General features: G+C 64.1%; 21 protein-coding genes and 1 pseudogene. 5 read left to right on the top strand and 17 right to left on the bottom strand.

Annotated elements, in window-relative coordinates; translation table 11 throughout:
* Window positions 1-111: 111 nt before the first annotated feature.
* Both KJP29_RS06210 and KJP29_RS06205 read right to left on the bottom strand, forming a co-directional pair.
* Complete coding sequence (locus KJP29_RS06210; protein WP_218462692.1) at window positions 112-1,101, bottom strand: hypothetical protein; 990 nt, start codon at window positions 1,099-1,101, stop codon at window positions 112-114.
* Window positions 1,098-1,814: a hypothetical protein gene (locus KJP29_RS06205; RefSeq protein WP_218462691.1), complete on the bottom strand. Its 717-nt coding sequence runs from the start codon at window positions 1,812-1,814 to the stop codon at window positions 1,098-1,100. The genes KJP29_RS06210 and KJP29_RS06205 overlap by 4 nt, the downstream gene beginning before the upstream one ends.
* A 95-nt stretch (window positions 1,815-1,909) precedes the next feature.
* On the opposite strand from KJP29_RS06205, the gene KJP29_RS06200 reads away from it, so the two are divergent.
* The gene (locus KJP29_RS06200; RefSeq protein WP_218462690.1) at window positions 1,910-2,926 is read left to right on the top strand and encodes a hypothetical protein; all 1,017 of its coding nucleotides are present in this window, start codon (window positions 1,910-1,912) and stop codon (window positions 2,924-2,926) included.
* A gap of 1 nt (window position 2,927) precedes the next feature.
* On the opposite strand, the gene KJP29_RS06195 is transcribed toward KJP29_RS06200, so the two are convergent.
* From KJP29_RS06195 to KJP29_RS06155, 9 genes are all read right to left on the bottom strand, one after another.
* Window positions 2,928-3,545, bottom strand: coding sequence for a hypothetical protein (locus tag KJP29_RS06195; RefSeq protein WP_218462689.1), 618 nt, complete (start codon window positions 3,543-3,545; stop codon window positions 2,928-2,930).
* A 163-nt stretch (window positions 3,546-3,708) separates the two neighbouring features.
* A complete protein-coding gene (locus tag KJP29_RS06190) occupies window positions 3,709-5,271 on the bottom strand; it encodes a flotillin family protein (RefSeq protein WP_218462688.1) in 1,563 nt (520 codons plus the stop codon).
* 13 nt (window positions 5,272-5,284) lie between these two features.
* Complete coding sequence (locus KJP29_RS06185) at window positions 5,285-6,760, bottom strand: aldehyde dehydrogenase family protein (RefSeq protein WP_218462687.1); 1,476 nt, start codon at window positions 6,758-6,760, stop codon at window positions 5,285-5,287.
* Between the two features lie 15 nt (window positions 6,761-6,775).
* Window positions 6,776-7,990 carry an ABC transporter ATP-binding protein gene (locus KJP29_RS06180; RefSeq protein ID WP_218462686.1) on the bottom strand — a complete coding sequence of 405 codons (1,215 nt, stop codon included), beginning with the start codon at window positions 7,988-7,990 and terminating at the stop codon, window positions 6,776-6,778.
* Window positions 7,983-8,717, bottom strand: coding sequence for an ABC transporter ATP-binding protein (locus tag KJP29_RS06175; RefSeq protein ID WP_218462685.1), 735 nt, complete (start codon window positions 8,715-8,717; stop codon window positions 7,983-7,985). Before KJP29_RS06175 ends, KJP29_RS06180 begins: the two co-directional genes overlap by 8 nt.
* Entirely contained in the window at window positions 8,714-9,646 is a 933-nt protein-coding gene (locus KJP29_RS06170; protein WP_218462684.1) for a branched-chain amino acid ABC transporter permease, read from the bottom strand. The genes KJP29_RS06175 and KJP29_RS06170 overlap by 4 nt, the downstream gene beginning before the upstream one ends.
* Window positions 9,643-10,509, bottom strand: coding sequence for a branched-chain amino acid ABC transporter permease (locus KJP29_RS06165; protein ID WP_218462683.1), 867 nt, complete (start codon window positions 10,507-10,509; stop codon window positions 9,643-9,645). Before KJP29_RS06165 ends, KJP29_RS06170 begins: the two co-directional genes overlap by 4 nt.
* Window positions 10,510-10,569: 60 nt before the next feature.
* A complete protein-coding gene (locus KJP29_RS06160) occupies window positions 10,570-11,769 on the bottom strand; it encodes an amino acid ABC transporter substrate-binding protein (RefSeq protein WP_218462682.1) in 1,200 nt (399 codons plus the stop codon).
* A gap of 39 nt (window positions 11,770-11,808) precedes the next feature.
* Window positions 11,809-13,257: an aldehyde dehydrogenase gene (locus tag KJP29_RS06155; protein ID WP_218462681.1), complete on the bottom strand. Its 1,449-nt coding sequence runs from the start codon at window positions 13,255-13,257 to the stop codon at window positions 11,809-11,811.
* Window positions 13,258-13,402: 145 nt separating this feature from the next.
* On the opposite strand from KJP29_RS06155, the gene KJP29_RS06150 reads away from it, so the two are divergent.
* Complete coding sequence (locus KJP29_RS06150; protein ID WP_218462680.1) at window positions 13,403-14,293, top strand: AraC family transcriptional regulator; 891 nt, start codon at window positions 13,403-13,405, stop codon at window positions 14,291-14,293.
* On the opposite strand, the gene KJP29_RS06145 is transcribed toward KJP29_RS06150, so the two are convergent.
* The gene (locus KJP29_RS06145) at window positions 14,290-15,051 is read right to left on the bottom strand and encodes a TetR/AcrR family transcriptional regulator (RefSeq protein WP_218462679.1); all 762 of its coding nucleotides are present in this window, start codon (window positions 15,049-15,051) and stop codon (window positions 14,290-14,292) included. The two genes, KJP29_RS06150 and KJP29_RS06145, sit on opposite strands and share 4 nt — an antisense overlap.
* Before the next feature lie 274 nt (window positions 15,052-15,325).
* Between KJP29_RS06145 and KJP29_RS06140 the strand changes: the two genes are divergently transcribed.
* Both KJP29_RS06140 and KJP29_RS06135 read left to right on the top strand, forming a co-directional pair.
* Entirely contained in the window at window positions 15,326-16,558 is a 1,233-nt protein-coding gene (locus KJP29_RS06140; RefSeq protein WP_218462678.1) for a serine hydrolase, read from the top strand.
* Window positions 16,559-16,967: 409 nt separating this feature from the next.
* Window positions 16,968-18,066: pseudogene (locus KJP29_RS06135) on the top strand (tyrosine-type recombinase/integrase).
* A gap of 481 nt (window positions 18,067-18,547) precedes the next feature.
* On the opposite strand, the gene KJP29_RS06130 reads toward KJP29_RS06135, so the two are convergent.
* Genes KJP29_RS06130 through KJP29_RS06110 form a run of 5 tightly spaced genes read right to left on the bottom strand, consistent with a single transcriptional unit; the run spans window position 18,548 to window position 24,018 of the window.
* Window positions 18,548-19,351: an SDR family NAD(P)-dependent oxidoreductase gene (locus tag KJP29_RS06130; RefSeq protein WP_218462677.1), complete on the bottom strand. Its 804-nt coding sequence runs from the start codon at window positions 19,349-19,351 to the stop codon at window positions 18,548-18,550.
* Window positions 19,348-19,800: a Zn-ribbon domain-containing OB-fold protein gene (locus KJP29_RS06125; protein ID WP_218462676.1), complete on the bottom strand. Its 453-nt coding sequence runs from the start codon at window positions 19,798-19,800 to the stop codon at window positions 19,348-19,350. The genes KJP29_RS06130 and KJP29_RS06125 overlap by 4 nt, the downstream gene beginning before the upstream one ends.
* The gene (locus KJP29_RS06120) at window positions 19,797-20,978 is read right to left on the bottom strand and encodes a thiolase family protein (protein ID WP_218462675.1); all 1,182 of its coding nucleotides are present in this window, start codon (window positions 20,976-20,978) and stop codon (window positions 19,797-19,799) included. Before KJP29_RS06120 ends, KJP29_RS06125 begins: the two co-directional genes overlap by 4 nt.
* Window positions 20,975-23,056, bottom strand: coding sequence for a CaiB/BaiF CoA-transferase family protein (locus tag KJP29_RS06115; protein WP_218462674.1), 2,082 nt, complete (start codon window positions 23,054-23,056; stop codon window positions 20,975-20,977). Before KJP29_RS06115 ends, KJP29_RS06120 begins: the two co-directional genes overlap by 4 nt.
* A 53-nt stretch (window positions 23,057-23,109) precedes the next feature.
* Window positions 23,110-24,018, bottom strand: coding sequence for an enoyl-CoA hydratase-related protein (locus KJP29_RS06110; protein ID WP_370630841.1), 909 nt, complete (start codon window positions 24,016-24,018; stop codon window positions 23,110-23,112).
* 56 nt (window positions 24,019-24,074) lie between these two features.
* Here KJP29_RS06110 and KJP29_RS06105 point away from each other — a divergent pair, with 56 nt between their 5' ends.
* Window positions 24,075-25,064, top strand: coding sequence for an MBL fold metallo-hydrolase (locus KJP29_RS06105; protein ID WP_218462673.1), 990 nt, complete (start codon window positions 24,075-24,077; stop codon window positions 25,062-25,064).
* Window positions 25,065-25,133: the final 69 nt, after the last annotated feature.

Raw genomic sequence — 25,133 nt, 5'->3', positions numbered from 1 at the left:
TTCCGCGTCATTCACTGCTCGACCAACACGCTAAGCGCGGTCACGTCGCCGATTGGTTCGCTGAGGCAATGAACGGGTGGACGCGCCTCGGCTAAGCCGTAGGGGGCGGCGTCAACCCTCCTTGGGCCAGACCCATTGGAAGAACCCGATCAGCCCGCCGACGAGAAAAGCCATGAGGATCAGCACCGGGTCGTTGGCCACCGCACCGATCAAGGAGGGCCGGATCAGGATTGGCTCGGCAAGGAAATGGTCCACCAGAAGATCGACCGTAGTGTAATCCGACAGGGCACTTACCCGCATGAGGCCGGTCTCCTCCGGGTCCGGGATCGCGATATTGACCCGCGCCGGCACGAGGTGATCGGCATCGCTTTCGGCGTCCCGCGGGGGATTGGCCGCCGTGAAGGTCAGGATCGCGCCGGACTGGATCCTCCCGTCCTGCACCACGGTCGGGCCGCCGCGCAGGCTGAGGATCGAGATCACCGACTTCGCGTTGACCTGATAGTTCGCGTCGATCAGCGGCACCTCGTCCACGTTCCCGAAGGGCGCCCCGATCCGGAGCGTTCCGCGCCCGAGAAAGTGTCCGAAGGACGACAGACCATCGCCCTCGAGGATAATCCGCCCACTTTCCAGCTTTGCGAGCGGCGTTCCCTTCGCGCTTTCCGGGAGGCTCGCGATCGCGATATCCAGTCGCCCGGGCCGGCTCTCGAACTTGAGCCGGGTGCCGGCGGGGAAGGACAACACGAAGGGACCTTCGGGCCGCACGACTTCGAACATGGACCCGAGGCAGCCGTATTCGCCCCCCGTCGCGTTGAAGTCGGGGCGGTCGCGGCGCTGGCACAGGGCCGCGTTCTCGAAGGACTTGCCACCGACCTCTTCGCTCAGGGTCACCTCGACGGCCCCGCTGTTGGCCTCGAGAAGGATGCTCCGGTCGAAATGCCGCTGGTAGAGCGGATTGAGGATCAGCCCGAGCGCCACCACGGCCAAGGTGATCGCCACCCTGAGCCACCGTTTGAGCACTTTGAGGTGCCGCTCCCTTGCGCGTGTGACGACCGCCTTGCTGTTCGCATCGGTGACGGTCGCCGCCTCGGTTTCAGCCGTCATTTCCGGAAGACCTGCATGACGGTTGCGGCGAACCGTTCCTCGGTGTTGTTGCGCGAAATGAGGAAGGTCAGTTCGATGGGATCGGCGGCCTCTGCCAGAACCTCGACCGGGATTTCACAGATGGTCGTGTATTTGAGCCCGGTGGCCTCGGTCACGTCGCGGCAGGGCTCGAAGAACCTCGTGCCATCCCCGACTGCGACGGCGGTGAAGTTGCCGGCCGCGTTCACGAAGAGGTTGAGGGTCGTCGCAGTGGTCGCACCGGCATCGGCCCAGGAGGCCGGAACAAGGGTCGGGTTCTGCGCCGTGCATTCGCCGCTCGTGACCCGGATCACGGATTTCCGGTTCTGGAGGAAATCGGGAAGCTCGCCGTCATAGGTGAAATCGGCCCGTTCCCCCGCGAAGCCCGCCGGAATGGTATAGGCGTTCTCGGCGATGTAGCGGCCATCCTTGGCGACGATGCGCACGCAGGCCTTGGCGGGTTCGTTGCGTGCCAGCCAGGCTCCGGGCGGGGTGACGACATTCGGCACCTGCGGAAACACGTCGTCCCCGATCAGCATGGCGCCAAGGATCACGTCGCCGGACACTTGCGAGTTCTCGGATTTCACTTCGACGAAGGCCTCGTGACTGTTGTCGCGCGTAATCTCCTGTGCAAGGCTTGTCGAGGAGGACAGTCCGACCAGAACGCCCCCTACCCCCAATATCTTTGCAAACATCCCTTCACCCCCAGCCCTACATCCCCATGAAATACCTTCATCATATCGCAGTTTGGGTTTTCTTCCTAGTTTCCGCGCAGCCGGCGCAGGCACAAATGGTGGTCATCGGTGACGGGTCCGGATCGGGGTTTCTGTTCCAGAGCAAGGGCAACTGTTTCGTGGTCCTGCCGACCCATCTGCACGGTATCCGCTTTGAAGGGATCCAGATCACCGAACCGGGCGGAAACCGCATCGGGACGGCCAAGATCCTCTACAAGGCAAGCGACAACGCCGACCTGTCGGTGGGACTCGTACGGGGCAGCATCACGGCGGATTGCGGCCCGGAGTGGTCCGGCCTTCCCCGCCGATTGTCGCAGAGCCTCAAGGTCGGGATGCCGGTCACCATGCGCCGCGCACGGCAGGCCTCGACCGAGGGGCGGCAGGTCGTCATCCGCACGCTGACCTTCCAGCAGATCGAGATTGCGCCTGAGGGCAACGAAGAGGCCGACCTTTTCGGTGGCACGAGCGGGGCGTTCCTCTTCGACGGAGATAAGCCGGTCGGCATGGTGACGGATGCGGCCAACGCCGGGCAGGCCTGGGCGCTTCGGATGGACGAGATCGTCAACCGCGTGTCGCGGATCATGGGCGAAATGCAGGAAGGCGACCCCTGCGCCGATCCGACGATGCCCGGTTGCGAAAGCGGCGGCGCACTGCCGGAGGCGGCCACAGAGGGCAAGGCGATCGAGGTGACGAGCTGGTCGGTGCATCCGGTCGAAGGCACGGCCGACCCCACGCAGATGCTTTTGGGACAGGGCGCATACGTGGCTCCGCTGACCGCAAGCACGCCGATCGTGCTGGAGCTGACCCTGCCCGAAGACGACCGTCTGCGCCGAATCACCATCCTGTCCAAGCCCGACGATGCGGCTTCCGTCCCGCGCGGGATCGAGATTTCAACCGACGCCACCGATGGGGCGGTTCGCAGGCCGAGCCCCTTCCCGAGCTACGAGATGTCGCCCGACGGGATCTATGACGTCAAGGTTCAGGAACGCTTCGTCAAACGGCTGACAATCAAGATCACCTCGACGTGGGGCGGCGGCTCACCGGCCCGGATCGACTCGATCGTGGTGGAATAGCTCACTCCGTCAGGTCGATGCGACCCTTGGTGAGGACCCCCGTCAGCGATTGCTCGCCCTCGAGCTGGCCACTGGCGTTCAGCACGTATTGCCCCCAGGAGCCGCCGAACCAGACGCTGACGACTTCCCCGCGCATCCGGATGATGCAGGGGGTCGAACTGCCGTTCCCCTGCACGGTCCAGCAGGCCTCCTTTTCGTCGTAGCCGACGAGTTTCTTCATCACCTGCCCCATGTTGTCGGCCCCGATGGTGCCGTTCGCATTGTTGATGTCGCGGGCGTAATAGGCGTGGGGTTCCTCATCCACGGGGTCGAACTCCAGCACCAGCGTCGGCTTGGAATCGAAGATCGACCGCAGGACCGTGGCGCGGATCGCACTGTCGGTGGAGTAAAGCCCGTGCCGGATCGCCATTCGCCGCTGATCCGCGTCGCCGTCGCGGATCAGGATCGACATGACGGCCAGCGCCTTTTCCGGGTCGGGGTCATTGAGCCTTTCCTGAAAGGCGGACAGTTCGCTGTCACGGGCGGAGGTGGCCGCGTCGAGATCGTCGAGCGAAACCTGAGCCCGTGCCGTTCCGAAAGTCGCGAGAAAAATTCCGAGAGCAGCAGAAGAAAGTCGCATGAATATGGTCCCGTTGCTTGTCAAATGCGCCGGCCCAGGCCGGCCATGAAGCGAGCCTAGCATCACTTTGCGGCACCGTCCTAGAGCAACTCCACGGAAAATGGGCGTCACGCCGATGCCACGGCGGACGCCCAATTTTTCGCCCGCCGCGAGGGTTTCGCGGTTAGTCCGTCTTGCCTGTCGTGCTCTTCCCGGCAACATGACTTCCGATCATGTCGCCCAGACGGTTCATGGCCGGGGCCGATACGGCGAGGTCGAGGATGGAGTCGACGATCTGGGACACGGGCGTGCCGCGTTCCGTCGCCTCGCCGCCGCCCTGACCACGCGCCCCAAGGCCGTTGATCTGGTGGATGGTGATGCTGTCGATCTTTTCGGCGGGCTTCACCATCTGGCTGACGATCCCCGGCATGGCCTCCAGCCGCATCTTCTCCATCTCGAGCGCCGCGAGCGCATCGGAGCGTGCGTTCTGGGCCTCGATGCGGGCGGCTTCGGCCTCGACCTCGGCAAGCTTGAGGAACTTGAGCGCCTCGGCTTCCTCGCGTTTGGCCTCGGACCGGTCCTTCGCCGTAGCCTTGTCGCTTTCCGCCGCGATCCGGGCGCGGGTGGCTGCCGTCTCGGCATCTTGTTGAGCCGCCAAGAGCGCCACGGCCTTGCGCCGTTCGGCTTCTGCCATCTGGCGCGCGGTTTGGATGGCCTCTTCGGCCTTCACCGCCTCGGCGCGCGCGGTATCGGCATCGGCGCGGGCGCGGCTTTCTTCCTGCGACTTGGCCGAGATCTGGATCTGCCGCTCCTGCTCGGCAATCTGGAGCGCCCGCTCCTGTGAAATCTCGGCCTGCCGGATCGTCAGTTCCCGGGCGATGTCGGCGGACTGGATTTCCTGCTCCATTCGTATGCGGGCATGCGCGGCCTCGCGTTCGGCATCGGCCTTGCGGCTCGCCACCTCGGCCAGTTGCGCGGCCAGAAGCGTCTCGACCTCCTGCGCCTGCGCGATCTCGGCCCGACGTTCCTCAAGGTCGATCTCGAGCTTCCGGCGGGTGGCCTCCATCGCGGTGCGCCGGACCTCCACCTCGCTGTCGCCCTCGATCTGGGCGCGCTCGCGCTTGGACTTGGCGATCACCTCGGCAAGCTTGCGCATGCCCACCGCGTTGAAAGCGTTGGTTTCATCCAGCGTGTTGAAGGGCGTCTGGTCGAAATCCGTCAGCGATACGCTGTCGAGTTGCAGGCCATAGCGCATCAGGGTTTCACCCAGGATGTCGCGCACCTCGCGCACAAACTCCGCGCGGTTTTCGTGCAGCTCGTCCATCGTCATCTGGGCGGCCACGGTGCGCAGCGCGTCGATCATCATGCCGTCGATCAGACCCTTCAGCTCGTCAGGCTGGAACGTGCGCCGCCCGAGCGTCTGGGCCGCCCGCGCAATCGCGTCGGGCTCAGGCACGACGGAGGCATAGAACTCCGCCCCCACATCGACGCGCATCCGGTCCTTGGTGATGAGGGCGGAATTGCCGCGCCGGACCACGTCCATGCGGATCGTCTGCATGTTCACGCGGCTGATCTCGTGGAAATAGGGGATTGCCAGCGTGCCGCCGTCGATGACGACCTTTCGGCCCCCGACCCCCGTCTTCACGAGGCTGATCTCGTTCGTCGCCCGTTCATAGAACCACGCGGCGAGCGCGACCAGAACGGCGGCGGCGACGATAAGGAGAATGATCCATCCGATCGCAGTCATGACGTTTCCTTTCTCAGAAGACCGGCGGGAAATGCCGCCCGCCGCGGTCGAGCGTGATCCAGCGCAGCTCGGTGAAGGCATCGAGCGACCAGCGCCCACCGTAACGGCCCACGCCTGACGCCTTGGTCCCGCCGAAGGGGACATGGGGCTCGTCGTTGATGTTCTGGCAGTTGACGTGGCAGATGCCGGTTTCGATATGTTCGGCCATGCGAAGGGCGCGGGCTTCGTCCTGCGTCATGATCGCCGCCGTCAGCCCGTATTCGGTATCGTTGTTGAGCGCGATGGCCTCTTCCTCGGTGCGGAAGGGGGCGACGATCACCACCGGGCCAAAGGTTTCGTCATGCCAGATGTCCATCTCGGCGGTGACATTGGTCAGAACGGTGGGCTCGACGAAGTTGTCCCAGGCCTTGCCCCCCAGTTCGACCCGCGCGCCCTTGGCGACGGCGTCGTCAATGAGCGCCTTCACCCGCAGCGCCTGCCGCGTGTTCACGAGCGGTCCGATGACGTTGTCTTTGTCGCGGGTGTGACCGGTCTTGAGCTTGGCCGCGCGGCCAAGGAACCGGCCCATGAAATCGTCATAGACGCGCTCCTGCACGAGGATCTTTTCGGTCGACATGCAGACCTGTCCCTGATGCATGAAGGAGCCGAAGTTCGCGGCCTTCGCCGCATGGTCGAGGTCGGCATCCTCCAGGATGATCATGGAGTCCTTGCCGCCCAGCTCCACGCAGGCTTTCTTCAGATGCGCGCCGCATTTGGCCGCGATGTGGCGGCCCACGGCGGTTGATCCTGTGAAGGACACCGCCTTGACGTTGGGGTTCTCGATCATCTCGTCGCCCACAGCGCCCACGCTGTCGCGGCTACAGGTGACGACGTTGAAAACGCCGGGCGGAATGCCCGCCTCGTCGAGGATCTCGGCGAAGTAGAGCCCGCCGGAATAAGGCGTGTCCTCGGAAGGTTTCAGGACCACGGTGTTGCCCACGGCAAGGGCCGCGGCAAAACCGCGCGACGTCAGGATGCCAGGCATGTTCCAAGGCGAGATGACGCTGACGACGCCAAGAGGAAAGCGCGTGGCCATCATGAATTTGTGGTGCTCGGACGGCAGCACTTCACCGATGTTCTGGTAGCAAAGCGCCGAGGCCGAACGGAACACCTCGGCCACGTAGCCCGCCTCGAACACGCCCTTGCCGAACCAGCCGCCGCCTTCCTGCACGGCGGCGTTGATGAAGTCACCCTGCCGCCTGTCCCAGACCTCGGCGATCTTGAGAAGCGCATGGGCGCGCTGGTGAAAGGCAAGGCCCGACCAGGCCGGAAACGCCGCCTTGGCCGCGGCGATCGCCTTTTCCACGTCCGCGGGCGAGCCGTCGGGGATGCGCGCATAGAGCGAATTGTCGGATGGGTTCAGGTCGTCGAAGGTGCGGGACGCGGGCGTCCATTGGCCGTCGATATACATGCCCTTGATGGTGGGCGCGGTGTCGGGACTGTCTAGCATGTTGCCTCCTCTCCCTTACGGTTTGCGGCCGGGCCGGGTCCGCGAACGGTCGCGGGCGCGGGCGGCGGCGGTTTCGATTTCGTTCAGGACCTCGCGCAGGCGATCGCCGTGGCTTGTGAGGTCCGGCATGGTCCGGGCAGGTTGGCTTCGGACAGGCTGGTTTCGGGCCGGTTTCGGCGGTTCCGGCATCGGCCCGGGGCGTGGTGGTGCCACCGATGGCTCGCCCCGGCGCGACGACTGGCCCGCGGCCTTGGACACGTAACTCGCCGTGTCGATGTTCGCCGGCCTTGCCGGGGCCGGCGATGGTGCCGGTGCGCGCGGCGCCGGAGCCGGCGCGGGACGGGACATTTGCTCGGGAACCGGGGCCGGGGTTGCCGGGCGCTGCGGCGCGAGCCGCTGCATCGCCTGCGCGGCGATGTCCGAGGGCGAGGGGCCTTTCGCCGGGCGCGGTGTCGTGGGTGCCGCGACAGGGCCGGTCGTCGGGGCCTCCGCCCTGCCCCTCGTCGCTCCGTTCTTCGCCCCGGCACCCCCAAGATAGGCCTTCTGCACCGCGGGATCGCGGGCGAGGTTGGCGCCCGTATCCTCGTGAATGACCTCGGTGTTTTCCAGAAGGTATCCCCGATCCGCGATGGCGAGCGACGCCTTGGCGTTCTGTTCGACCAGCAGGATACCGATGCCGGTGTCGCGCACCGCCTTGAGGCTTTGGAACAGCTCCTTCGACAGCAGCGGCGACAGCCCGAGCGAGGGTTCATCGAGCGTCAGGATCGCCGGGTTCGACATCATGGCCCGGCCGATGGCGACCATCTGCTGTTCGCCCCCCGACATGGTGCGCGCCACCTGCTTGCGCCTTTCCAGGAGCTTCGGGAACAGCGCATAGACACGATCGAGGTTCGTGCGCTCGGCATCCTTCGCGCGGTCGGAATAGGCACCGAGCATCAGGTTTTCTTCCACCGTCAGGTCGCCAAAGATCCCCCGGCCCTCGGGCACCAGCGCAATGCCCTCTTCCACGATCCGGTCGGGCTTCATCCCGACAAGCTCGTGCCCGTTCATCCGGACCGATCCCGTGACCTTGCCCTCGCAGATGCCGCTGATCGCTTTCAGAAGCGTCGATTTTCCGGCTCCGTTCGCGCCGAGAATGACGACGATCTCGCCTTTGCCGACGCGCACCGAGGCATTCTTCAGCGCCGGATGCTGGCCATAGGCGGCAGAAAGACCCTTCACCTCAAGCATCGTCGTCCCCCAGGTAGGCGCGGATGACTTCGGGATCGGACAGGACCTCGTCGGTCGAGCCCTGCGCGATCTTCTTGCCCGAGGACATGACCACGCAATTGTCGCAGAGCGACCGGATCGCATCCATGACATGTTCAACGAGAATGATCGTGCGCCCCTCTTCGCGCAGTCGGTGGATGAGGTCGATCCCTTCGGCAAGCTCCGTCGGGTTGAGACCGGCGAGCCATTCGTCGAGCAAGAGCACCTCCGGCTCGCCGCAAAGTGCGCGGGCAAGCTCCACGCGCTTGGTGTCGATATAGGTCAGTTGTCCGATATGGGCCTTGGCCTTATCCGCCATGCCGATCTTTTCCAGAACCTGCATCGCGTGGCGTTCGGCCGACGGACCCCAGCGGCGGCGATGGCCGAAGACGCCGCCCGCCATGACGTTCTCCAGCACGTTCATCGAGGGCAGGAGCCGAACAAGCTGGAACGTGCGCGACACGCCCTTGCGCGCGATGTCGCGCGCGGGCAGTCCGCTGATCGTGCCGCCGCGCAGGGAAATCTCGCCCTCCGTTGCGGGCAAGGCGCCGGAAATCAGGTTGAGCGTCGTGGACTTGCCGGACCCGTTGGGACCGATCAGACCCAGCACATCGTGTTCGCGCACGTCGAAGCTGACGTTGTCGACCGCGACGAGACCGCCGAACTGTTTCGTCGCACCGCGCAGGGATATGACCGTTGCCGCCGTCATGCCAAGGCACTCCGTTTGACCGCGCGCCCCCGGAGCCGGTCGTAAAGACCGACGAAGCCACCGGGGAGCAGATAGACGATTGCGAGGAAGCTGAGGCCCAGAAGCAGCGTGGTCTGGTTCGGGAAGGACGACGAGATCGCCTCCCACAGAAGCGTGAAGGGAATGACGCCGACGAGCGGTCCCCAGAGCCGCCCGGTGCCGCCAAGAAGCGCCATGATCACCACCTGGAAAGACAGCATGGGGGTAAAGGCGGTCGACGGCTCGATATAGATGTAACGCGGCGCGATCATCGCCCCCACGATGGCCGCCGTCGCGCCCGAGACCACGAAGAGCGCGATCTTTGAGAGTGCCGTGTTGATGCCGACGTGGCGCGCCACGTCCTCATCGTCCCCGATGATCCGCAGGGCAAAGCCCAACCGGGACCGTCCGATGGCCCAGCCCAGCAGGAACACGAGCGCGGCGAGGCCCAGAAGCTGCCAGTAGATGTCGGGATCGGTCAGGTCGGTGAGCACATAGGTGCCCTTGTGCCCAGTCTGGTTCTGATACCAGGTCACCGCCTGCCGTGTCATCTCGGCCAGACCCAGCGTGAAGATCACGAAATAGACGCCCGAGAGCCGCAGCGTGGCGAGACCGACAAGCGCGGCGATCACCCCTCCGATCAGCCCCGCGATGGGCAGGAGCACCCAGTAAGGCAGATACCCGATCCCCGACCCCATGACATAGGTGCCGATCCCGAAGAAGGCGGCTGTCGCGAGCGAGATGTAATGCGTCGGGCCGGAGAACAGCGCCCAGCTTGTCGCGAGCACCGTATACATCGCGATCGAGACCCCGAGCGAGATCAGGTAGCCGTCGCCCGTCAGCGGCAGAAGCGCCGCCACGATCAGGAGCGCAGCCCCCCAGCCAAGGTTTTTCCAGTCACCCTGCGTCATGTCGGCTTCCTCCCGAAGAAGCCCTGCGGGCGGAAGAGCAGGATCAGGATGAAGAGCGCATAGGCCGCGACGAGCGTAAGGCCCGGGTCGATGACCGAGGCGACAAAGGTCTCGCCGACGCCAAGGACCAAGGCGGCGAGGATCGTGCCGCGCACGTCGCCCACGCCGCCCATGATGACGATGATGAGCGCCTTCATCGTGAACATGACCCCGGTCGAGGCGTCGAGCGTCAGGAAGGTCGAGATCACCGCGCCGCCAACCGCTGTGACCGCCCCGCCCAACGCGAAGGCGCGGGCCGAGAGTTTCGGGACGTCGATCCCCACGAGGCGGGCGTTTTCGGGCGACACCGCGACGGCGCGGATCGCCATGCCGGCGCGCGAGACGTTGAGCCAGAGAAAGAGCGCGGCGCAAAGGATGGCGGCACAGACGAAGGCCACCACCCGGTTGAGACCGTAGTTGTCCCCGAAGACCGTGATGGGTCGTGCGAGGTAGGAATAGCTGAAGTAGTCGCCGCCGAAGGCCCAGATCATGATGCCGACCATCACGAAGGACAGGCCGAAGGTGGTGAGGATCGCATCGACCTCCAACATCCCACGGTTCTTGGCACGGTTCACGAGTGGCCGCAGCATGATGCGATAGATCAGCCAGTTCAGAACATAGGCCAGCGGCGCCACGAGGAAGATCGTGAGAAGCGGGCTCACCTGTCCCACGGTGAACAGGGTGAAGGCGGCAAATGCGCCGATCACGAGCATCTCGCCATTGGCGAGGTTCATGATGCGCGATACGCCGTATTGCAGGTTCAGCCCCAGCGCGATGAGCGCATAGGTGCCGCCGAGGATCACGCCTGTGATGAGAATGTCCATGAGGTCTCCGGATGAGGGAGCAGGCCCGGCATGCGCCGGACCCGCCAGTGTCGTGAGTGGTTATTCCCAGCCGGACTTGATGACCGGCGCGACGGCGCCTTCACGGCCCGTTTCCTTGATCCCCTTGAACTCGCCACCCTGCCATTGGCCCACGGTCCAATAGGCGGTGTTGGAGTTCTGGTCGTCGAAGTCGATCGTGCCCATCACGGTCTCGAAGCTGTTGTCCTTGATGAACTGGGTCACCTCGGCCATGTCGAGCGTGCCGGTGGTTTCGATCGCTTCCTCGAGGATCTGGAGCGAGGCATACATCATGCCCGAGGCCCAGTAGTCGGGCTTGGACCCGGTCGCTGCCTCCAGTCGCGCGGCATAGTCCTGAAACTCGGGCGACGCCGTGTTCACGCCCCCGATGCCCATCACGCCCTCGGCGGCCGCGCCAAAGCGCCCGGCATAGGACGGAAAGGCGGTCGCGACGGCGGTGTAGAACGCCTTCACGTTCAACTCCTCGATCATCGCCTGTTCGGTGAGGCCGAAGGTGTCCGGCGGATAGGACCAGGCAACAAAGGCGTCGGGTTCCGCCGCTTTCACCGCCTTCATCACCGGCGACAGGTCCTGCGTGCCCAGCGGATAGGACGTCTCATAGACCAGTTCGAACCCGGCGGCTTCAAGCGCGGGCCTGCCCACGGCCATCAGCTCGATCCCGAAGGCATCGGCGACGTTGACCATGGCCACCCGGTTTCCGATCTCGCCCGCCTCGCGCAGGTCCGACAGCACCTCGACCGCATCCTCGGCAAGGTCGGTCGACCGGCCCAGGAGGAAGAACATGTCGCCGAACTGCCCCGACAGTTCGCCGATCTGGTCGGTCGCTGCCGACGAGGTGATCTGCGGAAACCCGAGCCGGTCAAAGATCGGCGCGGCGGCGATGTTGAGGCCCGTGGAATAGGGCGCGAGGATGATGTCGGCATTGTCCTGCGTGGCGAGACGCTGAACCGCCTTGATCGTCTCGGCCGGGTTGGTCTGGTCATCATACTCGATGACCTCGAGCATCCGCTGCTCGCCGCCGACGTTCAGACCGCCGCGCGCGTTCACCTCTTCGACCCAAAGCGCGATGTTCGGCCAATGGGTCACGGCGGCCCCGCCCGCGAGTGGGCCGGTCTTGGGCGCCACCGCCCCAACGATGATGTTTTCCTGAGCGAATACGGTGCCCGCCACCAGCGTCGCGGCCAGTGTCGTCGTCACCTTGAAGAATGTTCTCCGTTTCATGTGTCTCCTCCCTGAGATCGCGCGGCGCGCGCGTTTTGATTACGTCCAGAATGGGTAATCGGTTCTTGGCTCCTGGACGGTGATCCACCGGAGCTCGGTGAATTCCTGAATGGCGGAGGTTCCGCCGAACCGGCCGTAGCCGGAGGCCTTGACCCCGCCGTATGGTTGCGAGGGGTCGTCATAGACCGTTGGTCCGTTGATGTGGCAGACGCCGGTTTCGAGCCTGCGCGCGATGCTCCGCCCGCGCGTTTCGTCTGCGGTGAAGACCGAGGCGACCAGCCCGTATTGCGTGTCGTTCGCGATCGACACCGCCTCGGCTTCGTCCCTCGCGCGGATGATCGCGGCCACGGGACCGAAGCTTTCCTCGGCATAGATCTGCATGTCCGGCGTCACCCAGTCGAGCAAGGTCGGCTGCACATAGGCCCCGGACACCTCGCCCCCGACGACGAGCGTGGCGCCCCGGGCGAGCGCATCCTCGATCAGCCGCCCGACCCGACGGGCCGCATCCGCGCTGATCAGGTCACCGACCTTGGCGCGATTTCGCCTGGCGAGCAGATTGGCGCACTGTGCCTCCATCGCCGTCACGAAACGGTCGGCGATGTCTTCGACCACCACCAGCCGTTCGGTCGCCATGCAGATCTGGCCCTGGTTGAAGTAGGCACCGTAGGTCGCGGCCAGAGCGGCGGCTTCGATATCGGCGTCCTCGAGCACGATGAGCGACGCCTTGCCCGACAGTTCGAGCACGCAGGGCTTCAGATACCGGGCACCGATCTCGGCCACCCGTCGCCCGACGCGCGTGGAACCGGTGAAATTGATCCGCCGCACCGCAGGATGAGCGGCCAGCGCCTCGACCACAGGCTCGGCCATCTCGGGCGCATGGATCACCGAGGTAAGGGCACCCTCCGGCAGACCCGCCTCGCAGAGCACATCGACAATCCGGGCGTGCAGCATCGGGCAAAGTTCGCTGCCCTTGAAGACCACCGTATTCCCGCAGGCCAGCGGCCAGACGATCGCCCGCACCGCGAGCGTCACCGGCGCGTTCCAGGGCGCGATGGCCAGCACGACACCGACCGGCTCCCGGATCACGGTCGAACGGATTCCGTCGCGTTCCGACGCTTCCTCGAAGCCGGACACCAGATCGGGGATCTTCATCGCCTCGTTGAAGACATCGGCGGCGATGGCCACGTTGAAGCGGACCCAGTCGGGGGTCGAACCAAGCTCCTTGCCTGCGATTTCCACGAAGTCTTCCGTGTGTGCGACCAAAGCGTCGCGGGCGCGGGCCAGAAGGGTGCGCTTCTGGTCATTGGGCATCGCATGCCAGACAGGAAAGGCCGCCGCCGCGGCACTTGCGGCATCCTGCGCGTCGCGCGGACCGGCGGCAACGGCGCGTGTGACCGGCTGGCCGCTGACCGGCGACAGCCGTTCGAAGAAGGCGCCGTCACGCGCCTCCACGCCCGCCGCGCGGATATGAAGCTTGGCTTCGAACATTTTCCTCCCTTGGACCGGCGGTGTGTCCCGCCGTGACCATGACATCAGCATGACCGAGAACCGTTGCAAAAATAATGCCGAAACATGGGCATGGATTGTCAGAAAATGGGTAAGATGGATGTGAAACCCGAATTTGGAGGAGACCATGTTCGATTCGCCGCTGTCGCGTTTCCGCGCGGGACATATCGAATGCGCTTTGCAGGAACGGGTCCTGGCGGCCCGGTCCACCGCATCCGACCACGACTGGTTCGTCTTCTACCTCGACAGCGGACAGGCCGTCGCCGAAACCCGCGACAGCGAGTTCGAGATGTCGGGTCCAGCCCTGCGCTGGGGTCCGCTCGACGAACACACGCGGCTCAGGATCGCGGCGGGCGGCGCCGGCTATTACCTGTTCTTCGGTTCGTCGATCTTCGAGGATGCCATCGGGCTCGCAGCCGAAGGCGCGGATCTGCGGATGTTCGCGACCCAGCATCTTGTCGCCACATTTGAACGCAGCGACTCGCTCGGCCAAAGGCTCGACGCGCTCTTCCAGCGCATCACGTCCGAAGCGACGACCCCGCAGTTCGGCAGCGAAGTGGCGCTCTCCGCCTATATCCGCCTCCTGCTCGTGCTGTTCTGGCGCAGCGTCGACCGCGACGTCCTGCCACGGGACAGCAAGAGACAGGGGCGGGGCGACATCGACAGGTTCCGAAACCTCGTCGAGGCGCATTTCCGCGCCCGCTGGACCGCACGCCACTATGCCGAGGAGATGGAGATCACATACGACCGGCTCCACGACCTTTGCGTGAGGATGGTCGGCAAGCCCCCGGCCCGTCTGATCCGCGAACGCTCGATCCATGAAGCGCGGGTCCTGCTCCAGCGCACGGCGCTGTCGGCCGAGAGGATCGCGGCGATGCTGGGCTTTTCGTCGGCCAGCCAGTTCAACCACTTCTTCAAGTCGATGACCGGAGAAACCCCCGGCGCCTTCCGCAGGCGAGGTCCGGTCCAATCGGACACGGGTACGGACCGGACCATCCGGTTTGCAGACTGGCCTTAGTCCGGTCTGGTGGCCTCAGATTGGCGCGAAGCAGGTGTCGACGGGGCCAGCGTGGGCGTGGCTAGGAACGCGGGAGAAAAGATCATCTCGCAGAGGGGCGCTAAGCGCGCTTTCAACTCTGCGCAGTGAGCCTCGATGGTCTTGTCGTCGTCACGGATGAGGTCCTGAAAGGTCTGCATCCAGACATCGTAGAACAGATGACCTACAACGCGCGCATCGCCGGGCGAGCCATTTTGCAACGTGAGACTGTATCGCGACAGGATGACGGTAATGATATCCAGCAGCGCATCGTCCACCTGCTTGAACGAACGCCCGAGTTCGGTGGTTGGCTGCCGCAACGCCGCAGCGTTGGCATAGCGCCAGGTCCGCTTGCTCGCGATGTGCATGGTTTCGACCGAGACGTCGGTGAAGATCGTCATCAGTGTGGCCAGAAACGTCACATCCGTGCGTGGTTCGAGCACCTTGCTGTTGTCGCGCGCGTTCTGCGCCCCCTCGGCGATGATGGCGATCAGAATGCCGTCCTTGTTGCCGAAGTAGTTGAAAACCGTTGGGGTTGACACGCCCGCCGCCTCCGCAATCTCGCCCATCGTGGTCGCATCGACGCCCTGCTCGCCGAAGAGTGCACGGGCGTGATCGAGGATTTCTTCCCGACGCTTCGCCTTCTTCCTCGACCTCAGCCCCGCTGTTTCGCCACCCGTCGCGGCTTTCGCGACGTCCCGGACCGCAATGGATTGGGCTTTCTGCTTTGCGTTGCTCATGGGAAACTTTCTTTATCCTATATAAAATTTTATTGACTAAAAAGTTTTCGTCAATAGCAATGGAGCCGTCGACACTTTTGGGGAGGTTCTTTGTCCATGATCCGTAGCGCTCCTGCCATTCGAGGCCGGTCCACCGCCCACGCGGCGGGACACCAGTGATCCCGAATACGCCAACACGCGCGGGGATGCCATTCCCGCAACGGCTGGCCGCAGCACGACCCGGTCTTGGGAACAGTATGTCGACACCGATCGAAACGCTTGAGAGGAGATACATGTGTTTTATCTGAACAACATCACGATAGGTTTGACAGCAGCGGCGGCGCTAACCTGCATGGGAGGTACGGCGTTGGCGCAATCGAACGATCCGGGCCGCTGGCTGACACCGACAATGATCGAAGCGCGGGCGAGCATGTTCATGCCCACCCTCAACTACCTGACGTTCCAGCACATGGACCAGATGTTCGCGACCCGAACCGTGGCCGCAGGTGACGCGGTCTGGGACTTGCCGGAGAACCCGATGTCGCTCGAAGGCGACTACACCATCCAGGGCGAGACCTTCGACCTCGAAGGCGCTCTGGAGCGGACCCGGACCAACGCGCTCGTGGTGCTCAAGGACGGCGCGATCGTTCACGAGACTTACCGCAATGGCAGTGGCCCCGACACACGGTTCCTGACCTTCTCGGTGGCGAAGTCCTACACCTCGACCCTGATCGGCTTCGCGCTGGCCGATGGCCTGATCGAGAGCCTCGACGACAAGGTCACGAAGTATCTGCCCGAAATGGAGGGCTCGGGCTACGACGGGCCGACCGTGCGCGATGTGCTGCGCATGCGGTCGGGCGTGAACTGGGAGGAACGTTACGAGTTCGGCAGCGAGACCCAGCTCACAACGGTCCACGACAATTCGCTCGTCGCCTACACCTATCGTTGGTGCGACTACGCGGCGAATGAAAGCGAGCCCGGTCCGAATGCACCGGATGCCGTGTTCAACTACGCCACACTCGACACCAGCGTCCTGGGCTGCATCGTCGAACGGGTGACCGGACGGACCGGGGCCGACTACATGTCCGAAAAGCTCTGGCAGCCGATGGGCGCGGAAAGCGATGCCTATTGGATCATGGACGGGCCGGATGACGTGGGCCGCGAGTTCTTTGGCGCGGGTCTTGCCGTTACGGGCCGCGATCATGCGCGATTTGGCCAGATGTTCCTTCAGGGCGGCATGGCCAACGGGAAACAGGTGGTCCCCGCCGATTGGGTAACCGAGGCGACCGTGCCCGACGAGGGCTATGAACCCGTCGCCGAGGGCGAGCCCATCGGATACCAATACCAGTGGTGGACCGACGCCGCGAGCGACGTCTTCATGGCGCTTGGCCTGCATCACCAGTTCATCCGTGTCGATCCGACGAACAACATCGTCATCGTGAAGATCAGCTATACGCAAGAGCCCGTGGGCCGTGATGCCGAGAACGAAGAACTCTTCGCACAGATCACAGCGAAGCTGACCCAGTAATCGGAAGACCTGACCTCGATCAGGACGGGCTCCGACTTGGCGGGGCCCGTCTTTCGTCCGGGGGCGCAGGCATCTGATCCACCAGCTCGACGACCGCAACCATGCACCACGTCGCCAACGTCAAACCCGCCTCTCCTCGTCGGGCGAACGAAAGCTGCGGGCCGACTTCGGAATCTGGGTTCACCCACTTTGCGGGCCCGTCTTGACCCCGCAAAGGCGATGACATAGGTACGAATTCGCTGAGCGGGCGTTGTGTAATGGTAAGACCTCAGCCTTCCAAGCATGTGTCTTGAGTTTCGCCCAACTGCGCAGGATTGCTAGCACTTTCATTTCATTTAATAAATGATTGCATGGTGCACCACGTAGTTGCGCCCGATATCGTGACGTTACCTTCAAAAAGCCTGCAAAAATGCCCAAGCTCACAGAGACCTACACTTCGAAGCTCCCCTTCTCGAAATCAGGCACCCTCAAGCACTGGGACAGTGAGTTGAGAGGCCTGGGCCTCTTCGTCGGGAAGCGTTCAAAGACCTGGTACTTTCAGAAGGATGTTGGCGGACAGACGAAGCGCATCCTGATCGGGCGCCATCCGATCGTGTCGGCACAGATCGCGCGACAGGCTGCCTTGGAATACGCGCTGGAGTGGAGCCGCGGATCTGGAAAGTTGGTGCAGCCAAGGGTCCCTACCCTCGAAGCAGCGCTCGATTCCTACTTGGCGCGTCCAAAGCTCCGCTCAGAAACACACAAGCTTGGCATCAGGCAGCAGTTCGATCTCCATCTCAAGGATTGGCTGAAACGCCCACTCGATGAAATCGACCAAAGCGCAGGTGGTCGCTCGCCACAGGTCGATGGCATCAACTCCGTCCGGAGCGAACCATGCCCTGAAGTATTTCCGGACCGTCTGAAACCACGCGAGACGTACGACGGATTTGCCCGAGTGCCCGACCATGGCAATCAAGTGGTTCGAGGAACGGCCGAAAGTTGAGACCATCGAAGACCTGAAGGAGTGGCGGGATACGATCGACGCGCTTCCCAATGCCATCCACGCCGCGTTCTACGAGTTGATCCTGTTCACTGGCCTCCGCAAATCCGAGGCATTCGCATTGGAATGGCAGAACGTTCACGAAGACCACCTTCACATCCCGATGACGAAAAACGGACGCAGCTTCGATCTCCCAATCCTGCAATCGCATCACGAGATTTTGGGACCTCTGCGTGGCCTCAGCCGCGACTGGGTCTTTCCATCACCAAAGAGCGCGGCGGGTCACCTCACCGGCCCGCAACGACTGAAATGGTCACCGCACACGCATCGTCGTACCTTTGCGACAGTTGCGATGGAGGCCGGCGTCCTCGAAGAGGTCGTCGGGCGACTACTGAACAACACACCGATTACCATCACCGGACAGCGCTTGACCAAGCCAAGTCTGGACGCCCTCCGCCCGAGCATGGAGATTGTCTGCGATGAGTTGTTGCGGCGGTGCAGCTCCGCCCACCCAGCGGGCGAAGCCTGAACCATTGATTGCGAATGTGAAGAAAGTGATTTGGACGTGCGAGAAACGATCGATGGCCTGACGGGGCTTTTGCAGAAGTTCGAACTAGAGCGTGGACCCATAACGAGGATTCCCTCCAAACTCGGAGCATGATTCACTGCCCCTGCCACAGGGGGGACCACGATGCGCCGACGCTTTGACCTGACGGACCTCGAGTGGTCGATCATCCAGCCTCTCGTGCCGCAGAACCTGAGTTTTCGCAAAGTGAGAATTGGAGGATAAAGGCCACATGATTATTGTCCTCGGAGCCCGGAGCGCACGAATGGCGACTACCGCACATCCAGATTGTTCCGCCTGCTCACCCGAAATCAGGGTTAAACCAAGCAAAGCGCTGGGCTCGTGACGCTACTTAAGACGGCAACTCGTATCCAATAGTTCAACGATGCTCATTGAAGACGTCACTTCCGCCCGGGAGGCTTTGGCCACCCGGGCGAGGTTGCCATCACCAATGGGTCAAGCCGCCGTCGCATGCGATGGTCTGGCCCGTGATGAAGCCTGCCGCTTCGGTGTTCAGAAACATCACGAGTCCCACGAGATCCATGGGAACCTCTTCACGCGGGATGCACTGAGTGTCGCGCAACCAGGCTTTGCCAGCCTCAGTCACGGTTTCGCGCGGCACTTCGGTGAACGTGCCGCCGGGTTGCACGGCATTGACCGTGATCCCATGACTGCCCAGCTCGCGCGCCATAGAGTTGGTCATCCCGATCAGGGCCGATTTGGACGTGACGTAGTGCATGTAGTTCTTCACCCCGAGAGGCACTGACCCGGAGGTGATGTTGATGATCCGCCCCCACCCTTGTGACTTCATGATCGGCGCCACGGCCCGCGCCATCAGGAAGCATCCCGTGATATTCACCCTGAGCACCAGATCCCATTCCTCGAGGGGGATCGACGTGAAGTCGCGCATCTTGAGGGTCGAGAAGATGCCAGCGTTGTTCACGAGGCCGTCGATGCGGCCATGCGCCTCCATGACCGATGCGACGAGCGCATCGACGGACGCAGGGTCCGACACATCGGTGCGTGCGGACATCGCCCGCCCACCTTCTGCCTCGATCTCGGCAACCACACGCTCTGCCGCGTCGAGGTTGATCTCGGCGATCACCGGGATCGCGCCCGCGGCGGCGAACTGGCGGGCGTATTCGCGCCCGATGCCCTGTCCCGCGCCGGTGATGATCACCACCCGGCCCGTCACATCGAAATTCCGGCCACGTGCCACCGGCCGTGCCTCTTCGATCGTCGTCGTCATTCTGTCTTGTCCTCCTGAAGGTGTGTCTTGTCTGGAATGCGTTTTGTCATGGTCCACTGCGGCAACCGGAGTTCGCCCTCTGGCGTGGCGATCGTCTCGAACTGCAGCTCGACGGCGGCCCCGATCATCGGCTCCAAGCCAGCAGCGCCGACGAGATTGCCGATCACCATCGGCCCCTCGGTCGTTGCGACGCTGACCACCACGTAGGGGGCCGGCAGGTCGTCAAAGTACTGGCGATGGAACCGGGTCCACGACACGATCCGGCCCGTGCCGGACAGCACGTCCCAATGGGCCGCCTCTGACAGACACTCGGGGCAACAGGGGGCGGGCGGATAGCGGATGAACCCGCAGTCTTCGCAGCGCTGCATCCGGTATTCCCCGCGCGCGACGTGGTCCCAGAATTCGTCATCGTACAGGCCGCGCATCGGCAGGGGGCGTTGACCGCTCATGCGAAAGACCCCCGGTACATGATGCTCGCGACTTTGCCGGCAACGTCGGACATGTAGTGCACGTGACGGCGTCGCGCGATCTGCCGATCGCCCGCCTCGCCCCGCAACTGGCGCACGGCCTCGACCTGATGGTTCCAACCCTGCATGTAGCTTTCCGACAGCATCCCGCCGGAGGTGTTGAGAGGCAGCCGGCCACCGGGACCCAGCGCCCCGCTGCGGATCAGTCCGGCCACCTCGCCCGGCGGGCAGTATCCGAAACCTTCGAGGGCGAAGGGAACATGCGCCGTGAAGCTGTCGTAAACCTGTACGCAATCCACCTCGTCGGGGCCCAGACCCGCGACCTCGTAGATGTCCGAGGCGACCTTGCGATGGGCGCTGTGATAATAGTCCAGAAGCCGGGGGCGCAGGCTCGTTGCCCCTGCGTTCAGATCCGCCCGCGCCAGCGCCGCCAGATGCACCGCGCGCGGATTTCCACGTGCCCGTTCGGCCGACATCATGATCAGCGCCACGCCGCCGTCGTTGATGAGGCAATAGTCAAACAGCCGCAGTGGCTCGCAGATGTACCGGGCCGCCATATAGGCCTCGAGCGTCAGCCTGTCCCGCATGATGGCCTGCGGGTTCATCCGGGCGAAATCGCGTTGCGCGACCGCGACCCGGCCCAGATCCTCTGGCATGAGGTCGTGCTCCGACATGTAGCGGTTGGCCATCATCGCGTAGAGGGCGCCTTGCGACGTCAGGCCCCAAGGGGCGTAGTAGACATAGGCCAGAAACCGGTCACCCCCCATGGCACGCGGCCCTCCGTACTGGGTGCCGGCACTGCGCTGATCGTTGCCGTAGACGAGCGCGACACAGTCGGCGAGGCCCGCGTGAATGGCCATGGCACCCTGTATGACGGCGTTGACCGCATCCGCCTGCGCCGACCAGCGCAGGTCGAGCCCAAGCACCTCGGCCGTGCGTTCGGTCGCGGTCGCCTGACCGACCACGAGGCCGTCGATGTCCTCGCGCCGCAGGCCCGCATCTGCCAGCGCCCGGCGAAAGGCGATGGATGCAAACCCGTAGGCGTCCGTGCGGACATGCCCCCGTTTCAGCGCCGCATGGTCGGCGGCGTAGTCGGTTTCGCCGACGCCCGTGATCGCGACGCTTCCGGCAAGGGACGACAGTCGTTCGGGCCGCGTCACGACAGTCCCTCCACCGTTGAAGGCACTTGCCGCGTATTCCGGGACCGCGCGAGCGCCGCCAGTTCTCGACGCAGCGCGGGGTCAGGATGGCCGAGTGCGGCCATGGTCCCGCCCGTGCGCGCCGGCGTCCGCGACAGCCGCATGGGGGTGCCCAGCACGTCGAACACGGCGCCGTCCGGGGTCGGGGCACTCAGGATCAATTCCCGCGCCCTTGTCTGCGGATGCTCCAGCACCTCTGACACGCTCAGAACTGGCGCCGCCGGAATGCCCGCTGTTGCGAGCAGGTTCAGCGCCGCCTCTCGCGTGTGTCCCGAAATATCCATGGTGCAGTCCGTGGGCAGGATGACGAAGCCCGTCGTCGTTTGTGCGATCCGAAAGGGGGCGGGCCGGTCCGGCGCGTTCCACGCAAGACAGGTCGCCCAGACCGTTGCGTCCTGCATCGCGAGGTCAAAGCGTAAGCCCAGGCCCGTATTGCGTGCGTGACGCATCCCCGCGATCAGCGCGACCAGCCCGAACTGCCCGCCCAATTGGTCGGAAATCGAAATCCCCGCCTTCGTCGGCATCCCGGCGACGCGTGTCACGTCAAGCGCGCCGGACATGGCCTGGATGACGGTGTCGAGCGCGGGGCGCCCCGGATAGACCGTGTCGAAACCAAATCCGTTGACGCTGCAGTAGACAAGATGGGGAAACCGCTCCCTCACGGCCTCGGCACCCAGTCCCAGCTTTTCCAGCGCGCCGGGCTTGAGGTTTTCGATCAGGGCGTCGGCGGTGGACAGAAGATCGAAAAGAACCTCCCGGTCCGCGGGTGTCTTGAGGTCGAGAACCAATCCGCGCTTGTCGGTGTTGGAGAGCATGAAGACATAGCTCGCGCCCGCCGCATTCAGGGGCGCATTGTGCCTGTTCGTGTCGCCCGTTGGCGGCTCGATCTTGATCACGTCTGCGCCGAGCGCACCCAGTTGACGCCCTGCCAGCGGCGCCACCGTGTTCATGCCGATCTCGACGATGCGCAAGCCAGAGAGCGGACCCTGATTGTCCGAGGCCGGGGAGACGGCCGCGGATTTGCGCTGGCGGGCCGCGCGATCCTGCCATTGCGTCGCGCGAAAAACATTTCCGGGCGCCACAAGGCCACTGGCGGGATCGCGGCGACACAGTCCCCGGTGAACGACGTTCGGTTCGGACTCGAGATCGCCGATGGTCAGGATCGGGCTGGCAGGCAGCCCCGCCCCGTTCACGATCTCCACGACGCGGTCCGCAGGCAGACCGCCGACCCATGCGCCGATCACGGCGTCGATGTCGGCCACATTGGCGAGCCGCGCGGTGGTGGTATCGAACCGGGGATCCTCGGCCAATGCCGGGCGATCCATCAGCGCGCAGAGCTTTGCCCACATCGCGTCGGTCGGCGCACAGATCAGCACCCAGCGGCCATCCGATGCGCGATAGCTGTTCCACGGCGTCATCGTCGGATGCCGGTTGCCGTTTCGGGTGGCGGGAAGGCCCGCAGTCACGAGCGGCACGAAGGTCAGAAGCGCGTTCACCCCTACATCGTAGAGCGCGATCTCGACCTCCTGCCCCTCCCCACTGGCATCTCGCTCAAAGAGCGCAGCCAGAACGGCCGCCGCGGCGTAGACTCCCGCCTCCATCGACACGAAGGGCGCCCCGGTGATCTCGGGCGGCCCCTGCCGGTCGCCGGTCGTATCGGCCACCCCTGCCCAGCCTTGCACCAGTTCATCGGGCAAAGGCCGCCCGGCGAACGGCCCCGAGGTGCCAAAAGCGGTCAGGTCGCACCGTATCTGCCCCTGCGCGCGACCGGCAATGACGGCATCGACGTCGGACGATGTAAGCAGGATGTCGGCCTCGCTCAGAAGCGCCTGCACACCCTCATCCAGTCTCGCGGACGACATCGCCACGCGCCGCTTGCCTGTAGCGAGTACCTCGGACCGTCGGGAATCGCCTCCGCCATCGGCCAGCCGTACGACTTCCGCACCCAGCATCGCGAGCACGTTGCCACAGGCTGCCACGGCCATCCGGGTGCCAACTTCCACGACCCGAACACCGGCGAGCAGGTTGCAAACGGTCATGATTTGTCCGTCCTATTCTTGTTCATGACGCACATCGGAATTGTCCTGACAAATCATGTAGGTTTGCGCTGATGGTCGCGCGCGCCATAAAAGTCCGCGGGCCGCTTTTCCCGAAGCGACGCACCGCCTTCGATCGACTCCGGCGTACCGAAGTAGAGGGCCAACGCCTGAAACGCGAGGTTGGATATCCCGCGGATGTTCTCGGAATCCGCGTTGAAAGACCGTTTCGCGATGGCAAGGGCGGTGGGACTTTTCGCGATGATTTCGGCACACCACCGATCCACCTCTGCGTCCAGCTCGGCCTCGGGCACGACGCAATTGATCAGGCCCATCGCAAGTGCCTCCGCCGCGCTGTACTGGCGGCACAGGTACCAGATCTCGCGCGCCTTCTTCTCGCCGACGGTGCGTGCGAGTAACGCGGTTCCCCAACCGGGATCGACCGATCCCATCTTGGGCCCCGCCTGACCAAAGCGGGCGGTGTCGGCAGCAATGCAAAGATCACAAAGGGTTACGAGGACATTTCCGCTGCCGATGGCATAGCCGCGAACCTTTGCGATGACAGGCTTCGGCACGTCACGGATGGCGGACTGGAGTTCTTCCACGGCAGGGCCCAACATGCCGCGCCCCCGACCGACCCGATCCGACTTCTTTTCATCCTTGTCGCCGCCAACCCCGAACGCGCGACCGCCGGCACCGGAGAGGACAATCGCGCCCACGTCCCGGTTCCAGCCCGCACGCAGCACCGCGTCGGCCACCTCCCCATAGGTGTGGCCGCGAAAGGCATTCATCCGGTCCGGCCGGTTGAAGGTAATGTGCGCAACCCGGTCCCGCTCTTCATAAATGATGTCCTCGTATGACGTGTCTTGCATGTGTTCCTCCATCGACTCGGTTCTACTAAATGTACGTACATTTTTGCAAGAGAGATTCTTCGCTTTCCGATTATATCCATTATTGCCGAGCACAAATGGCGCCTGTATCACATGATAACGTATTGTACGTACATTTTAGGGAGAGAACGATGAATACCGAGATAGGACGACGGCAGATGCTGAAAGGACTGGCGACGATAGCAGCGGCGGCGACGGCCACGGGCGCGACCACGGCCCGCGCGCAAACGGCACCCTCGGCCACGCTGCCTGCGGGCAACCCCGGCTGGCACGGGTTTCGCATGGGCGACATCGACGCCCTTGTGCTGTCCGATGGGCCACTGGCACAGGGCGACCCGACCAAGGTTCTTCAGGGACAGCCCGAGGACGTCATCCGCGAGACGCTGCGCAACAACCACCTCGACGACCAGAACATGACACTCGACCAGAACGTGCTTCTGATCAGGTCCGGCGACCGGCTTGCCCTGTTCGACACCGGGACGGGCGGCGCGCCAGCGTTCGGTGACGATCCAGGCAAGCTCATGTCAAATCTTGCGCAACTCGGGATCGACGGGGCGAGCGTGACGGACGTGGTTCTGACCCATGCCCATCCGGACCACGTCTGGGGGCTCTCCAGCGAAGACGGCACCGCCAATTTTCCGAACGCGCAGGTCCATCTGCACGAGGCCGAACACGGCTTTTTCACCGATCCCCAGAATGATAGCCATCCGCTCCTCGGGCCCTTCATGCCAACCTGTCGTACAGAGCTCGAGGCGGTTGCGGACCGGATCACCATCTTCCGAGACGGCGACGAGGTTCTGCCGGGCGTCCATGCGATCGCAGCCTTCGGCCATACCCCGGGTCACAGCTGTTTTCGCCTGACGTCCGGGGACAAGTCGCTCCTGCTCGCGGGCGACCTGGCGCATCACCATGTCCTCTTCACCCGTTACCCTGGCATCAAGTTCGGCTTCGACACCGATCCGGACCAGATGGTGCAGTCACGGACGAAGCTGTTCGAAATGCTCGAGGCCGAGCGCATGGCGTTCCTCGCCTACCACTTCCCCTTTCCCGGTGTCGGGCACCTCGACCGCTTTGGCGACGGATACCAATGGGTTGCGGCGGGGTTGGACAACACGTTCTAGGCCAGAACGCGACAGGGCGCCCGACCGGGCGCCCTGTTCGGTAGGTGCGAGCAAGGTGCCGCGAAGCCG

This window comes from Maritimibacter sp. DP1N21-5, from assembly GCF_019218295.1.
Classification (GTDB): domain Bacteria; phylum Pseudomonadota; class Alphaproteobacteria; order Rhodobacterales; family Rhodobacteraceae; genus Maritimibacter.
The sequence above is the reverse complement of the archived record's forward strand: the minus strand, read 5'-3'. Positions and strand labels throughout refer to the sequence as shown.